This window comes from Stenotrophomonas sp. YJH_SMC_37 (assembly GCF_059370035.1).
On record NZ_JCAFTG010000002.1, the window covers coordinates 67402 to 81655 of the forward strand.

The 14254-nt window shown below is 66.9% G+C and carries 12 protein-coding genes and 1 tRNA gene; 8 read left to right on the plus strand and 5 right to left on the minus strand.

Annotation, left to right across the window (positions count from 1 at the left end):
* Positions 1-85: 85 nt before the first annotated feature.
* The gene (trxA, locus tag AC5P8J_RS02795) at positions 86-943 is read right to left on the minus strand and encodes a thioredoxin (protein ID WP_019662117.1); all 858 of its coding nucleotides are present in this window, start codon (positions 941-943) and stop codon (positions 86-88) included.
* Positions 944-1067: 124 nt separating this feature from the next.
* Here trxA and AC5P8J_RS02800 point away from each other — a divergent pair, with 124 nt between their 5' ends.
* The 8 genes from AC5P8J_RS02800 to AC5P8J_RS02835 all read left to right on the plus strand — a co-directional run bounded on the left by AC5P8J_RS02800 (position 1068) and on the right by AC5P8J_RS02835 (position 7956).
* Positions 1068-1670, plus strand: a complete 603-nt coding sequence (locus AC5P8J_RS02800) for a DUF998 domain-containing protein (RefSeq protein WP_019662116.1) — start codon at positions 1068-1070, stop codon at positions 1668-1670.
* A gap of 105 nt (positions 1671-1775) precedes the next feature.
* Positions 1776-4418 carry a leucine--tRNA ligase gene (gene leuS, locus AC5P8J_RS02805; protein ID WP_026347280.1) on the plus strand — a complete coding sequence of 881 codons (2643 nt, stop codon included), beginning with the start codon at positions 1776-1778 and terminating at the stop codon, positions 4416-4418.
* 134 nt (positions 4419-4552) lie between these two features.
* The gene (locus AC5P8J_RS02810) at positions 4553-5137 is read left to right on the plus strand and encodes an LPS-assembly lipoprotein LptE (RefSeq protein ID WP_019662114.1); all 585 of its coding nucleotides are present in this window, start codon (positions 4553-4555) and stop codon (positions 5135-5137) included.
* Between the two features lie 9 nt (positions 5138-5146).
* A complete protein-coding gene (gene holA / locus AC5P8J_RS02815) occupies positions 5147-6184 on the plus strand; it encodes a DNA polymerase III subunit delta (RefSeq protein WP_019662113.1) in 1038 nt (345 codons plus the stop codon).
* Between the two features lie 3 nt (positions 6185-6187).
* Positions 6188-6853 carry a nicotinate-nucleotide adenylyltransferase gene (gene nadD / locus AC5P8J_RS02820; protein ID WP_019662112.1) on the plus strand — a complete coding sequence of 222 codons (666 nt, stop codon included), beginning with the start codon at positions 6188-6190 and terminating at the stop codon, positions 6851-6853.
* Positions 6854-6911: 58 nt separating this feature from the next.
* Positions 6912-7322, plus strand: a complete 411-nt coding sequence (gene rsfS / locus AC5P8J_RS02825; RefSeq protein WP_005410536.1) for a ribosome silencing factor — start codon at positions 6912-6914, stop codon at positions 7320-7322.
* 64 nt (positions 7323-7386) lie between these two features.
* Positions 7387-7857: a 23S rRNA (pseudouridine(1915)-N(3))-methyltransferase RlmH gene (rlmH, locus tag AC5P8J_RS02830; RefSeq protein WP_019662111.1), complete on the plus strand. Its 471-nt coding sequence runs from the start codon at positions 7387-7389 to the stop codon at positions 7855-7857.
* 22 nt (positions 7858-7879) lie between these two features.
* A tRNA-Asn gene (locus AC5P8J_RS02835) sits at positions 7880-7956 on the plus strand.
* Positions 7957-8055: 99 nt separating this feature from the next.
* Here AC5P8J_RS02835 and AC5P8J_RS02840 read toward each other — a convergent pair.
* The 4 genes from AC5P8J_RS02840 to AC5P8J_RS02855 form a co-directional block, all read right to left on the minus strand.
* Complete coding sequence (locus AC5P8J_RS02840) at positions 8056-9477, minus strand: basic amino acid/polyamine antiporter (RefSeq protein WP_058982163.1); 1422 nt, start codon at positions 9475-9477, stop codon at positions 8056-8058.
* A gap of 129 nt (positions 9478-9606) precedes the next feature.
* Entirely contained in the window at positions 9607-12435 is a 2829-nt protein-coding gene (locus AC5P8J_RS02845) for a TonB-dependent receptor (protein WP_495216600.1), read from the minus strand.
* Between the two features lie 191 nt (positions 12436-12626).
* A complete protein-coding gene (locus tag AC5P8J_RS02850) occupies positions 12627-13277 on the minus strand; it encodes an energy transducer TonB (protein WP_111099030.1) in 651 nt (216 codons plus the stop codon).
* Between the two features lie 217 nt (positions 13278-13494).
* Positions 13495-14232: an SIMPL domain-containing protein gene (locus AC5P8J_RS02855; protein ID WP_227854013.1), complete on the minus strand. Its 738-nt coding sequence runs from the start codon at positions 14230-14232 to the stop codon at positions 13495-13497.
* Positions 14233-14254 lie beyond the last annotated feature (22 nt).

Genomic DNA, 14254 nt, shown 5'->3' on the forward strand with positions numbered 1-14254 from the left:
ACGGATCGTGGCGGCCGCACGGCCGCCATCCAGTGCATTATTGCCCGCGTTCAGTGCAGGGATTCTGAACGAGGACGGCTCCCGTTCAGAACAGCAGCGAGGCCATCCGGCGACGGTACTGGCCGACCAGGTCCTCGTCGGAGATCACATTGAAGGCGTCGATCAGGGCCTTGCGCGGCAGCCCTTCCTCGAACGTGCGGTCGATCCGCAGCATTTCCAGGAACTGGGCCAACGCAGCTTCGTCATGGCCCCCGAGCAACAGTTGCACGCCGCGCAGATGGCGGGCCTTGAGGTCCTTGCCATCGGCGGCGATGCGGGCGTCCAGCACTTCAGCGGCCGGGGCATCCTTCAGCGCGGCGGCGAAGGCCAGGCGGGCGCGGGCACGCACGGCGCGGTCGTCGGTGGCCAGATTGGCGGGCAGGCCGTCGATCAGGGTGCCGGCTTCGTCCACGCCACCGATCTGCAGCAGGGCCAGGGCCAGGTCGAGCTTCAGTTCGTCCTTGTCCGGCTCGGCGGCGATCTGGGCACGCAGCACATCGACCTGCGCCTGCGGGTCCAGCGGGGCGTCATCTTCGGGCGCGGCGTCGCCGACATCGGCCGGCACGATGCCGTGCTGGGCCAGGAACTCACGCAGCTGGCCTTCCGGAATCGCGCCCGGGAAGCCGTCCACCAGCTGGCCGCCCTTGACCAGGAACACGGTCGGCACCGAGCGGATCTGGAAGGCCGCTGCGATCTGCTGTTCCTTGTCGACATCGACCTTGGCCAGTTCGAAGGCGCCGTTGTACTCGGCGGCCAGTTTTTCCAGCATTGGGCCCAGCGTCTTGCACGGCCCGCACCAGGTGGCCCAGAAGTCGACCAGCACCGGCGTCTGCAGCGACTTCTGCAGGACTTCGGCCTCGAAGGTCGCAGTGGTGGCGTCGAATACGTAGGTCGTCTCGGTCATGGGGGAGGCATCGTTTGGCGTCTGGAGTCCGATTCTATGGTGACGATCGATGCCGGTCTCAACCCGGGTTGTGGTAAATGCCTGACAATGCAGTCTTCCTCTCGCCGTACTTTCCGGAGTCTGCATGTCGTCCCTGTCACCGTTGCTGCGCCTGCCTGGCCTGGTCGCCGCGCTGCTGTTTGTACTGGCGGTGATCGGTTTCGGCGCCGGCCTGGACGGCTACGCACAAGCCCGTCATCCGGTGGCACTGCTGGGCGCGCAGGGGGTGCCGCATGCGCTGGCCTTCAATCTGCTGGGCTTCGTGCTGCCGGGCCTGCTGGCGGCGATCGTGGCCGAGTGCCTGCGCCGCGGGCTGCCGGCAACCGCCGGCTGGGCGCCACGGGTGGGCAGCCAGATGCTGCTGCTGGCCGGGTTGGCCTTCGCCGCGATGGGGTTGCTGCCGCTGGATGTGGATGACCTGCACGGGCCGGCCAGCCAACTGCATGCCAGCGCCTGGATGATCTGGGTGCTGGGTTTTGTCGCCGGAACCCTGCTGCTGGCCGTATCCGGTCTGCGCCAGGTGCATGGCCGCGCGCTGGGCGTACTGGCGCTGGGCTGCGGCATGCTGGCCGCGCTGGCCGCGTTTGCCCTGCAGGGCGTACTGCCGGCGCCGCTGGCACAACGGCTGGCGTTTGCGTGCTGGGCAGTCTGGCTGGGGGCGGCCCTGCCGCTGTCGCGCCCACGCTGAGACGCCTCCCGGGGCGTCGCGGCGCCTGCCTCCGGCGGGCAGGATTGGAGACGTTTGCCGCACTGCGGTACGCTGTACCGCTTTGCCGCCGCATCCGCGTGTTCCATGACCAGCGCTGAAACCAACGCCTACGACCCGCAGCAGGTTGAATCCGCCGCCCAGCAATACTGGGACGCTACCCGTGCCTTCGAGGTCGACGAGACTTCGGACAAGCCGAAGTACTACTGCCTGTCGATGCTTCCGTACCCGTCCGGTGCGCTGCACATGGGCCACGTGCGCAATTACACGATTGGCGACGTGATCAGCCGCTACAAGCGCATGACCGGCCACAACGTGCTGCAGCCGATGGGCTGGGACGCGTTCGGCCTGCCGGCGGAAAACGCCGCGATCAAGAACAAGACCGCGCCGGCGGCGTGGACCTACAAGAACATCGACCACATGCGCAGCCAGCTGAAGTCGCTGGGCTACGCCATCGACTGGTCGCGCGAGTTCGCCACCTGCCGCCCGGACTATTACGTCCACGAGCAGCGCATGTTCACCCGCCTGATGCGCAAGGGCCTGGCCTATCGCCGCAATGCGGTGGTGAACTGGGACCCGGTCGACCAGACCGTGCTGGCCAACGAGCAGGTCATCGACGGCCGCGGCTGGCGCTCGGGTGCCCTGGTCGAGAAGCGCGAGATCCCGCAGTGGTTCCTGCGCATCACCGACTATGCCCAGGAGCTGCTGGATGGCCTGGACGAGCTGGACGGCTGGCCGGAATCGGTCAAGACCATGCAGCGTAACTGGATCGGCCGTTCCGAAGGCCTGGAGATCCAGTTCGACGTGCGCGATGTCGACGGCAGCGCGCTGGACCCGCTGCGTGTGTTCACCACCCGCCCGGACACGGTGATGGGCGTGACCTTCGTGTCGATTGCCGCCGAACACCCGCTGGCGCTGCACGCGGCGAAGAACAATCCGGAACTGGCCGCGCTGCTGGTCGACCTGAAGCAGGGGGGGGTGTCCGAAGCCGAGCTGGAAACCCAGGAAAAGCGCGGCATGGATACCGGCCTGCGCGCGCTGCACCCGGTGACCGGCGAGCCGGTCCCGGTGTGGGTCGCCAACTTCGTGCTGATGGGCTACGGCACCGGCGCGGTGATGGCGGTGCCGGGCCATGACCAGCGCGACAATGAAGTGGCCAACAAGTACGGGCTGCCGATCAAGCAGGTCATCGCGCTGAAGGATCCGCGCACCGACGAAGAGCGCACCTGGGACGGCAGCCGTTGGCAGGACTGGTACAGCGACAAGAGCCGTGCCTTCGAGCTGGTCAACTCGGCCGAATTCGACGGCCTGGACTTCCAGGGCGCGTTCGAAGCGCTGGCCGAACGCTTCGAGCGCAAGGCCCAGGGCCAGCGCCGCGTCAACTACCGCCTGCGCGACTGGGGCGTGAGCCGCCAGCGCTACTGGGGCTGCCCGATTCCGGTGATCTACTGCGCCAAGTGCGGCGCGGTGCCGGTGCCGGAAGAACAACTGCCGGTGGTGCTGCCGGAGGACGTGGCGTTCTCGGGTACCGGTTCGCCGATCAAGACCGACCCGGAATGGCGCAAGACCACCTGCCCGGACTGCGGCGGTGCGGCCGAGCGCGAGACCGATACCTTCGACACCTTCATGGAATCGAGCTGGTATTACGCCCGCTACACCTCGCCGGGTGCCCGTGACGCTGTCGACAAGCGCGGCAACTACTGGCTGCCGGTGGACCAGTACATCGGTGGCATCGAGCACGCGATCCTGCACCTGATGTATTTCCGCTTCTACCACAAGCTGCTGCGCGACGCGCGGATGGTGGACAGCAACGAACCGGCGCGCAACCTGCTGTGCCAGGGCATGGTGATCGCCGAAACCTATTACCGCCCGAACCCGGACGGCTCGAAGGACTGGATCAATCCGGCCGATGTGGAAGTGCAGCGCGACGAGCGCGGCCGCATCACCGGCGCCACCCTGATCGCCGACGGCCAGCCGGTGGTGGTCGGTGGCACCGAGAAGATGTCCAAGTCGAAGAACAACGGCGTGGACCCGCAGGCGATGGTCGGCAAGTACGGCGCCGACACCGTGCGCCTGTTCTCGATGTTCGCCGCGCCGCCGGAGCAGTCGCTGGAGTGGAACGAGGCCGGCGTGGACGGGATGGCCCGCTTCCTGCGCCGCCTCTGGGCCCAGGTGCAGAAGCATGCCGCCGACGGCGCCGCCCCGGCGCTGGATGTTGCAGCACTGGACGCCAACCAGAAGGCGCTGCGCCGCAAGACCCACGAAACCATCGGCAAGGTCGGTGACGACTACGGCCGCCGCCACAGCTTCAACACCGCGATCGCTGCGGTGATGGAGTTGATGAACGCACTGGCCAAGTTCGAGGACGGCAGTGAGCAGGGCCGTGCGGTGCGCCAGGAAGCGTTGCAGGCCATCGTGCTGCTGCTGAACCCGATCACCCCGCATGCCAGCCACGCCCTGTGGCAGGTGCTGGGTCACGCGGAGACGCTTCTGGAAGACCAACCGTTCCCGCAGGCCGATGCCAGTGCGCTGGTGCGCGACGCGCTGACCCTGGCGGTGCAGGTCAACGGCAAGCTGCGTGGCACCATCGACGTGGCGGCCGACGCCGCGCGCGAGCAGGTAGAGGCACTGGCGCTGGCCGAGCCCAACGCGGCCAAGTTCCTGGAAGGCCTGACGGTGCGCAAGATCATCATCGTGCCGGGCAAGATCGTGAACATCGTCGCCGCCTGATGTATCCGCACCGGCGCCCGCGAGGTGGCCGGTGCCATTCCGGTGCAGGGCCAGGCGTCTGATGGCCCTGCATTCACGCGGCTTCGGGCAGGCTGTGTGTTGCCGTGATCGCCCGGCTCCGCCAGACTGTCTCCATGACCCGAATCCTGCTTGCCCTCGTTCTTGTCCTCGGCCTTGCCGGCTGCGGCTTCCATCTGCGCAACAAGCTGATGCTGCCCACCGACACCGCCCCGGTGAAGGTGGTATCCACCGCCCCGTACAGTGAACTGGTCAAGCTGCTCAACCGCAGCCTGCTGGCTTCCGGTGCCAGGCTGGCTGATGAGGACAGCAACGAACCCAGTACCCAGTTGCAGGTGCTGTCCGAGCGCTGGGGCGACCTGCCGATCGCCATCGACTCGCAGGGCCGCGCCCAGGAGTACAGCCTGCGCTATGCGGTGATCTTCATCTTCCGTCGCGAGGATGGCAGCGAACTGGTGCCGCAGCAGGTGATCGAGCTCTCGCGTGACTACGTGTCGCCACCGACCGACGCCACCGGTACCACCACCGAACGCGAGATCCTGGCCAACGAGCTGCGCCGGGAAATGTCCGCCTCGATCATCCGCCGCATCGACAGCGTGGTGCGTGCCGAGCTCGAGAAGGGCGGCAGCCTGTCGGCGCCGAAAGCCAAGCCGATTGAAGGCGCGGTACCGGCCGAGCCGGTCCCCGCAGCCAAGCACTGAGCCGCGGCCATGGAACTGCGTCCGGAGCAGCTGGCCAGCCAGGGCGCTGATACCGCGCTGGCGCCGGTCTACCTGATTGCCGGCCCGGAAACCCTGCGTGTGCTGGAGGCAGCTGACGCCATCCGCGCACGCGCACGCGCCGCCGGCATCGGCGAACGTGAAGTGTTCGACGCCGATGGCCGTGATTTCGACTGGAACCAGCTCGACGCCAGCTTCAACGCGCCCAGCCTGTTCAGTGCCCGCCGCCTGGTTGAGGTGCGCCTGCCCAGCGGCAAGCCTGGCAAGGACGGGGCCGAAGTGATCAGCCAGTTCTGTGCCAACCCGGCGCCGGACGTGGTGCTGATGATCACCGCAAGTGAATGGAGCAAGGCCCACCAGGGCAAGTGGGCCGAAGCGATCAACCGCATCGGCGTGCTGTCGGTGGCCTGGGCGGTCAAGCCGCATGAATTGCCGGACTGGATCGAGCGCCGCCTGCGTGGCAAGGGACTGCGTGCCGATCCTGCCGCCGTGCAGCGCCTGGCCGAGCGGGTGGAAGGCAATCTGCTGGCTGCTGCCCAGGAAATCGACAAGCTGGCGTTGCTGGCCGATGGCCAGCCGCTGGACGTGGAGCGCATGGAGTCGCTGGTGGCCGATGCCGCCCGCTATGACGTGTTCCGGCTGGTGGAAGCGGCCTTTTCCGGCCAACCGCCGGCGGTGCTGCGCATGCTGGCCGGACTGCGCGGCGAGGGCGAGGCGGTGGCTGCGCTGATGCCGATGGTGATCCGCGAGCTGCTGGCGGGCGCTGGCCTGGCCCGGGTGCAGGCCCGTGGCGGCAACCTGGCGGCTGAAATGAAATCGCGCGGTATCTGGGAATCGCGGCAGGCCCCGTACAAGCGCGCGCTGCAGCGGCATCCGGAAAGCAAGCGTTGGGAACGCTTCGTGGCCGAAGCCGGGCTGGTTGACCGCATCGCCAAGGGCCGCGCCGAGGGTGATGCCTGGCTGGCGCTGGAGCGCCTGCTGGTGGTGGTGGCCGAACCGCGTGCCGTGCGCCTGTTGGCGCGGGCCTGAGCAATGAGCCTGCGGATCTATTACGGGGGCACCTTCGATCCGGTGCACCTGGGGCACCTGGCGATCGCGCGTGCGGCCCGTGATGAACTGCAGGTCGCCGTGCGCCTGCTGCCGGCCGCCGATCCGCCGCACCGCGCGGTGCCCGGTGCCACCGCTGAGCAGCGCTGCACGATGTTGTCGCTGGCCATCGGCGACGAGCCGGGGCTGTTGTTGGACCGCCGCGAACTGGATCGTGCCGCCCGCTGCCCCGGTCGTCCGTCGTACACCGTCGACACCCTGCGCGAGCTGCGTGGCGAGCTGGGCCCGAGCCGGCCGCTGGCCTGGCTGGTGGGCGCCGACAGCCTGCTGGGCCTGTCCGGCTGGCACGAATGGGAGGCCCTGTTCGACCTGGCCCACTTCGTGGTGGCCGAACGGCCGGGCAGTCCGTTGCAGGCGTCGATCGATGGCGAGCTGGGGCGTGCCCTGCAAGGGCGCTGGGCCGACAATGAGCAGGCCCTGTTCGCCAGCCCGGCCGGGCGCGTCCTGCGCCTGCACCACCCGCTGCGCGAGGAATCAGCCAGCGCCGTGCGCTCGCAGATTGCCGCTGGCGGCCCCTGGCGCGCACTGCTGCCACCGGCCGTGGCCGACTATGTCGCTGCACACGGGCTGTACCGCCCGGCCACGGCGTGAATGGCGCGGCCGCGCCATCCCCGTATAATCGCCCCCACGTTTATCGAGTCGATCCACTTTGAGCAACCAGACCCAGCCCCAGACCATCAAGGTCGATCTTCCCAGCCCGCCGCCGTCCGTGCCGGAACTGCTGGCCAGCGTCCGCCAAGCCACCGAAGACCTGAAGGCCAAGGACCTGGTCGAGATCGACGTGCGCGGCCGGTCCAGCGTTGCCGATTACATGATCGTCGTTTCGGGCACCTCGACCCGCCACGTCAAGTCGATTGCCGATGAAGTCGTGCGCTTCGCCAAGAACCTGGACGTGATGCCACTGGGCGTGGAAGGCGAGCGCGAGGCCGAGTGGGTGCTGGTCGACCTGGGCGACGTGATCGTCCACGTGATGCTGCCGCGCGTGCGTGAGTTCTACGCCCTCGAGCGCCTGTGGACCGTCGGCGACCAGCCGCCGTCCAGCGACGACGAAGTGGCCTGAGCCACACGATGATGCATCCCTTCGACGGCGCCGATGGCGCCGTCGACGTTTTGGAGGACCGCTGATGAAAGCCCGCCTGATCGCCACCGGTGAACGCGCCCCCAGCTGGGTCGCGCAGGGCTTCGCCGAGTACCAGAAGCGGCTGTCGCACTGGCTGCCGTTCGAGCTGGTCGAAATCGAGCCTGGCCTGCGCGGCAAGGGCCGCGATCCGCGCCGCGCCACGGAGGATGAAGGCAGGCGGGTAATCGCTGCGCTGCCGAAGAACGCTTATGTGGTGGCGCTGGATGTGCCGGGCCGCCAGCTCAGCTCCGAACAGCTGGCACAACGCCTGGAGCATTGGCGCGGGCAGGGCAGGGACCTGGCGTTCCTGATCGGTGGCCCGGAAGGGCATTCGCCGGAAGTATCCGCGTTGGCCGATGAGAAGTGGTCGATTGGACCATTGACGCTGCCGCACATGCTGGTGCGGCTGGTGGTGGCCGAGCAGCTGTATCGGGCTGCCGCAATGATCGCCAATCACCCCTACCATCGCGCGTGAAGAATGGTTATACTAGTCGTCTGCCCGAATAGCTCAGCCGGTTAGAGCACTTGACTGTTAATCAGGGGGTCGTTGGTTCGAGTCCAACTTCGGGCGCCACCTTGAGAAACCTGCATCGCAAGATGCAGGTTTTTTTTTCGTGTTGTAGAACCGAGGCCATGCTCGGCTGCATCCTCGAAGCCGGGCATGGGCTCGGCGCTACAGCGTAATCAGGCCCTTCCAGAACGCGACCAGCGTGGCGATCGCCACCGCCAGGATCGCGCCGAACAGCACCCATTCCCAACGCGTGAATACCAGCTCGCCGCGCTGGCGCCGGGCCAGTGCGAACAGCACCACGCCGGGCACGTACAGCAACACCGACAACAGCAGGTTGTCGAGGCCGCCGGCATACACCAGCCACAGCGCGTACGCACTGGCCAGCAGCGCAACCGCGAAATCACGCCAGCGCACACTGGGCTCATCGGCGTAGGCCTGCCCGCGCCAGGCCAGCTGCACGCCGAATGCCGTGGACAGGAAGTAGGGCACCAGGCTCATCGACGCAGCGAGCAGCACCAGCCCGGTGTAGCTGCCCGAACTGACCAGCACCAGCAGCAGGAACAACTGGATCAGGCCATTGCTCAACCACAGTGCATTGGCCGGCACACCACGCGCGTTCTCGCGGCCGAGGAAGGCGGGCATGGTGCCGTCGCCCGCAGCGGCATAGAGCACTTCGGCGCACAGCAGCACCCAGGCCAGCAATGCACCGAGGACGGAGATGATCGAACCGATGATGATTACCGTCGCGCCCCATTCGCCGACGATGGCGCGCAGCACATAGGCCATCGACGGATTGGGCAGCCCGGCCAGTTCGGCCTGCGACAGCACGCCCATCGACAGCAGGCTGACCAGCACCAGCAGCAGCCAGACCCCCAGGAAACCGATCACCGTGGCGCGGCCAACGTCGGCGCGGCGCGCCGCACGCCGTGAATAGATGCTGGCGCCCTCGATGCCGATGAATACCCACACGGTCACCAGCATCATGCCGCGCAGCTGCTGGCCGAGATCGCCGAGCGCGGGCGTGCCAAGGAAATCGGCACGGAACACCTCCATGCGGAACGCACCTGCTGCCAGGATCAGGAACAGCGTGATCGGCAGCAGCTTGGCCACCGTCACCAGGCCATTGACAATGGCCGCCGTACGCAGGCCACGCAGCACCAGCAGGTGCACGGTCCACAGCAGCACTGACGACGCCGCCACGGCGGCAGGCGTGTTGCCTTCGCCGAACACTGGCAGGAAATGGCCGAGGCCGCTGAAGATCAGCACGAAGAAGCTGGCATTGCCAAGCACCGAGGCGACCCAGTAGCCCCAGGCCGCAGAGAACCCGATGTAGTTGCCGAAGCCCTCACGCGCGTATGCGTAGATGCCGGTATCAAGATCCGGCCGGCGGTTGGCCAGGGCCTGGAACACGAAGGCCAGCATCAGCATGCCGGCGCCACTGACCGCCCAGCCGATCAGCGCGGCGGCCGGCCCGGCGCTGCGCGCCACGTTCTGCGGCAATGAGAAGATGCCGGCGCCTACCATCGAGCCAACTACCAGTGCAGTCAACGCGGGCAGGCCCAGGCGTTGCGATGTCGTGGCCATGGTGATCCCCTGCGGCGGTAGTGCCGCTTGCACACGGTAGCCACGTGCCCGTGAACGTGCATGCAAGGCGTGCAACGACGAAGGCCCGGGCTGCTGCCCGGGCCTCCGAAGTTGATGCGTTGAACGGTATTACTTGAAGGTGTACTTGGCGCCGACGGTGAAGTAGCGACCGATGGCGCCGCTGAAGTGCAGCGGGTTGTAGTTCACGCCACCGTAGGTGGTCGGATCGAGCGGAGCAATGCGATCGAACACGTTCTGCACCGAGGCGTTCAGTTCGAAGGCTTCGGTGATGTTCCAGCGGCCGGACAGATCGAAGGTGGTGAACGAGGAGATCTTGGTGACGTCGGTACCGTCGGCGTAGGAGAACTGGTACGAACCGTCCGGACCACGGAAATCCTTGTTGTCCATCTTGGAGATGTAGTTGGCGACGCCGCTCACGCTCCACGGCCCCTGACGCCAGGTGGTACCGAAGTTGATCCGATCCTTTGGCGTACCGATGCAGTTGGTCACGTCGCAGTTGCCGTGGGTGCCTGCATAGTCGAAGGTCTCGTCGGAGTCGGTGCGCTCGTACTTCAGCACATGGCTCCACTGCAGGTCCATTTCCAGCTGGCCCGGGCCGATATCGAAGGTCTGGCGGATATCGGTATCGATACCGCGCACGCGCGTGGATGCCGCATTGATGTACGCGGTGTTGACCGCCAGGATGCTGCCGGTGCCAGCGATGCCGTTGATCAGGTCGATGTCACGCAGCACGTTGCCGGCGGCGATGGCATCGGCCGTGGAGCCTTGGGCGATTTCGTTGGTGCGCTTGATCTGCCAGGCATCCACGGTCATCGAAGTGGTGGAGGTCGGCTGCAGCACGATGCCCACCGAGTAGCTCTTGGACTCTTCCGGCTTCAGGTCCTTGTTGGGGCGGGTGATGATCGCGACTGGGCGCGAGCTGCAGTTGGTGCCGACATCGGCCGGCGGGCTGACGGCGCAGCGCACCGGATCGCGGGCGTTGGAGAAGGCGGCCAGGCCACCATCGCCGTTCTCGGCCGGGTTGGGGGCGCGGAAGCCTTCGGCGTAGCTGGCACGCAGGGCGATCCAGTCGGCTGGGGTCCACTTGATGCCCAGCTTCGGCGTGGCCTTGCCTTCGCCGCTTTCGTACTTGTCGTAACGCAGCGCGCTGGAAAGTTCCAGTTGCTCCAGCACCGGTGCCGACAGTTCGACGTAGCCGGCGTAGACATTCTGCGTACCGTCATAGGCCGAATAGCCCAGGCCAATGATGTCACCCTGGTCGGTGTAAGTCTGCGGGGTCAGGCTGTTGCTGGTCTTGCGCCACTCGGTACCGATTGCCAGGCCCAGCGGACCACCTTTCAGGTCCATCAGGCTGCGCGACACGGTGAAGTCGAACATGTCCAGGCTGGACTTGGCGCGTGCGCTGATGGTCGGCGAGATGTAGTCGTACAGCGCCTGCGAGTTGAGGTTGGCATTGTCGCCAATACGCCACACGCCGCCGGCACAGTTCGGGTTGCCCAGCGCGCACTGTACAGCGCTGTAGCGCAGGAACCCGGTGCGCTTGTTCACCAGATCGGTACCGGAGTGCAGGTAGGCGGTGTCGTAGCTCCAGTCACCCCAGTTGCCCTTGACGCCGACCAGGAAGCGGTTGAACTCATTGGTGTTGTTGGTCACGCGCGGGCCGACATCCCAGGCCGAGTAGCGCAGGCGCGAGGCCTGGCCCTGGATCGGATTGTCGGGATGGGTCGGCGACAGCACCACGGCGCCCGGGCCGCTGCTGGCATTGCGCGGGCCAAGGGGATAGCCCCAGCTGCCGGAGACGCCGGACGGTGTGTTGCTGAAGATCGTTTCCTTCTTCGAGTAGCCGATCTCGGTGTAGACCTCGCCGCCTTCGCCGAAGGCGAAGCTGGCGCGGCCGAACACGTTGACGTACTTCTCTTCAGGCGTGAGATCACGGAACTGCTGCGCCGGATCCCACAGGCAGCCCTGGGCCGCCACTGACGCGTCGGTCTGGCCCGGGATGGTGGTCAGGCCTTGGCAGCCGGGCAGTGGCACGAGCCTTGCGGGATTGGTCGCTGTGACATTGCGGTCGTCATACACCGAGCCATTCGGACCGACGCCTCCGCTGGTGCGGCCATTGAGGTAGGCGCCGCCGAGGAACTGGGCATTGTTGCCATAGCCCCAAGGACGGATGTCGCCGGTGCCGATCCACTTGCGGTTCTTGCGATCGCTGATCTTGATCGCGTCGGTCTTGCCGACGTCCAGGCTGAAGAAGGCATTCCAGCCGTCAGTGGCCAGGTCGCCGGTGCCGGCGGTCAGGGTCGCCTTTTTCGCGTCGCCATCGCTGTCACCGGACAGGCCATAGGAGCCACGCAGGATGGCGCCCTGGAAGTCGCTGCGCAGGATGATGTTGACCACGCCGGCGATGGCATCGGAGCCATAGATTGCCGAGGCGCCGTCCTTGAGCACTTCCACGCGCTCGACGGCATCGAGCGGAATGGTGCTCAGGTCGGTGAAGACCTTCTGGCCGTCGTCGGCCAGGCCGTAGGTGGCCATGCGGCGGCCGTTCAACAGGACCAGGGTCGAGCCCGCGCCCAGGCCGCGCAGCGAAATGCCGGCGCCACCACCGGCAAAGCCGTTGCCGAAGGTCTTGGGGATGGAGCCGGAGCCATCAGCGGTCAGGGTCTGCAGGTATTCGGCAACCGTGGTCTTGCCGGTGCGGTCGATTTCCTGGCGGGTTACTACCTGCACCGGCGACGGCGTTTCAGTGTTGGTGCGCGGAATGTTCGAACCGGTGACCGTGATGCGGTCCAGGTTGGTGGCCTTATCCTGCGCGAAGGCGGAGGTGGAAGCCGCGGCGCCAACCAGCAACAGGGTGCTGCCGGTAAGGATATGGGTGATGGACGATGCCAGAGTGCTGCGGCGGCGGCTGGCGGGCCGTTGGATCAGGTGTTTCACAGCTTCTCTCCTAACTGGAAAACCGTAGCGTTGAGGGCTGTCTCCGGAAGATTCCGGGACGGATCAATCTAGGTTTCCGGTAGGTGACGAAGTCGTGAATTTTTGCTTAATCGGTAACGGTTGATCCGGTTCCGTCCGTTGGCACGTGCAGGGAAGCGCCGGCCCGGCAGGTGGCCGGGCCGGCGATCACTTCACTCCGGCAGCGAGAACTGCACCGGCACCATGCCGATGGCCGGTACCGCCACGCCATCACGCTGGGCCGGCTCGAAGCGCCAGTGCCGGAGCACCTGCAGGCGCGCGGCCTGGTCCAGGCTGCGCGAACCGCTGCTGCGCTCGATGCTGACCCCCGTCGGCTGCCCGCGGGTGTCCACCTCTACCCGCAACAGCACAGTGCCCTGTTCGCGGTTGCGCAATGCCGCCAGCGGATAGGCCGGCGGCGGGGCGCTGCGGTACTGCAGCTGGGCGCCGGCCAGTGGTGCGGAGGCATCGATGCTCGGTGCAAGCTGGGGCGGGGCCGGTTCGGCGGCCGGCAGCGCGATGCCCTGGGCTTCTTCCACGGTTGCGGTAGGAGCTGGAAGCGGCGGCGCGGCCGGCTGCGTCTGTGGCTTCGGTACGACCCGGGCGACCTCCCTGGGCGGTTCCAGCACCGGGGGCGGCGGCGTTGGCGGGATCTTCTCGATCAGCCTGACCGTGGTCTTTTCACGCGGGGCCTGCACGGCCTGGTAGGTCGCAGGGATGAGCAGCAACAGGAAGGCCAGCAGGTGCAGGGCGATCGCCGCGCTCCAGGCGGCAACGCGGGCGGGGTCGAAGTGCAGGGATGCAACGGGATACGTACGAACCATGGTCCACCTCCATGCCAGTGACGAAGTCCTCAACGCACCAGGGCCCGTGGCGGGGTTGCCGCACGCGGCTGGCAGTGCATCAGTAGCGCGCCCGGGCGACCACTGCATAGAGGCAGGGGCACCCGTGTTGGGCTGGCCTTCAGCCACTGCCGTCGGAATGCACGAAAAAAGGGCGGGTCCCCTGGGGAACCCGCCTCTGTCGGCAATGACCAACGGCTCAGCGACCCAGTTCGAACACCACGTCCAGGTTGACCGATACGGTGGATTCACCCGGCGCGACCGGGGTGGCCTTGTCCATCGCCGCACCGGCCGCCATGGTGCGCATCATCGGCATCGGGCGGAAACCGCCATTGCTGTTCTCGGAGATGCTGACGATGCGGCGCACCTGCAGGCCCAGTGACTTGGCATAGGTCTGGGCGCGGGCCTGGGCCTTCGTCAGCGCAGCCAGGCGGGCTTCGTCATACACTGGTTCCGGCTGGTCGATCTCGAAGCTCGGGCCGTTGATCTGGTTGGCGCCCTGCGCGGCCAGCGCGTCCAGCACCTTGCCGAGCTTGGCGATGTCGCGCACCTTGAGGCTGACCGTGTTGCTGGCCTGGTAACCGGTGATCTTCGGCGCTTCGTTGTCGGCGTAGCGGTACTGCGGGTTGAGGCTGACGCCGCTGGTCTGCACGTCGCGCTCGGCGATGCCGGCGGCCTTGATCGCGGCCAGCACCTTGTCCATCTGCTGGGCGTTCTGGCGCATGGCGCTGTTGCCATCGGCAGCCTGGCTCACCACGCCGGCCGACAGCGTGGCCACGTCAGGCACGCGGGTGGCCTCGGCATTGGCCGAGATGTTCAGCAGCGTGCCCTCGGCCGGTGCGGCGATCGATGGCGAGGACGGAGCGGCATGGGCGGTCATCGAGGTTCCAAGGGCGAGGGACAGGGCGAGCAGCAGCGGGGTGGCAGTCAGGCGCATGGGATCTCCTTGTTGTGCCGTT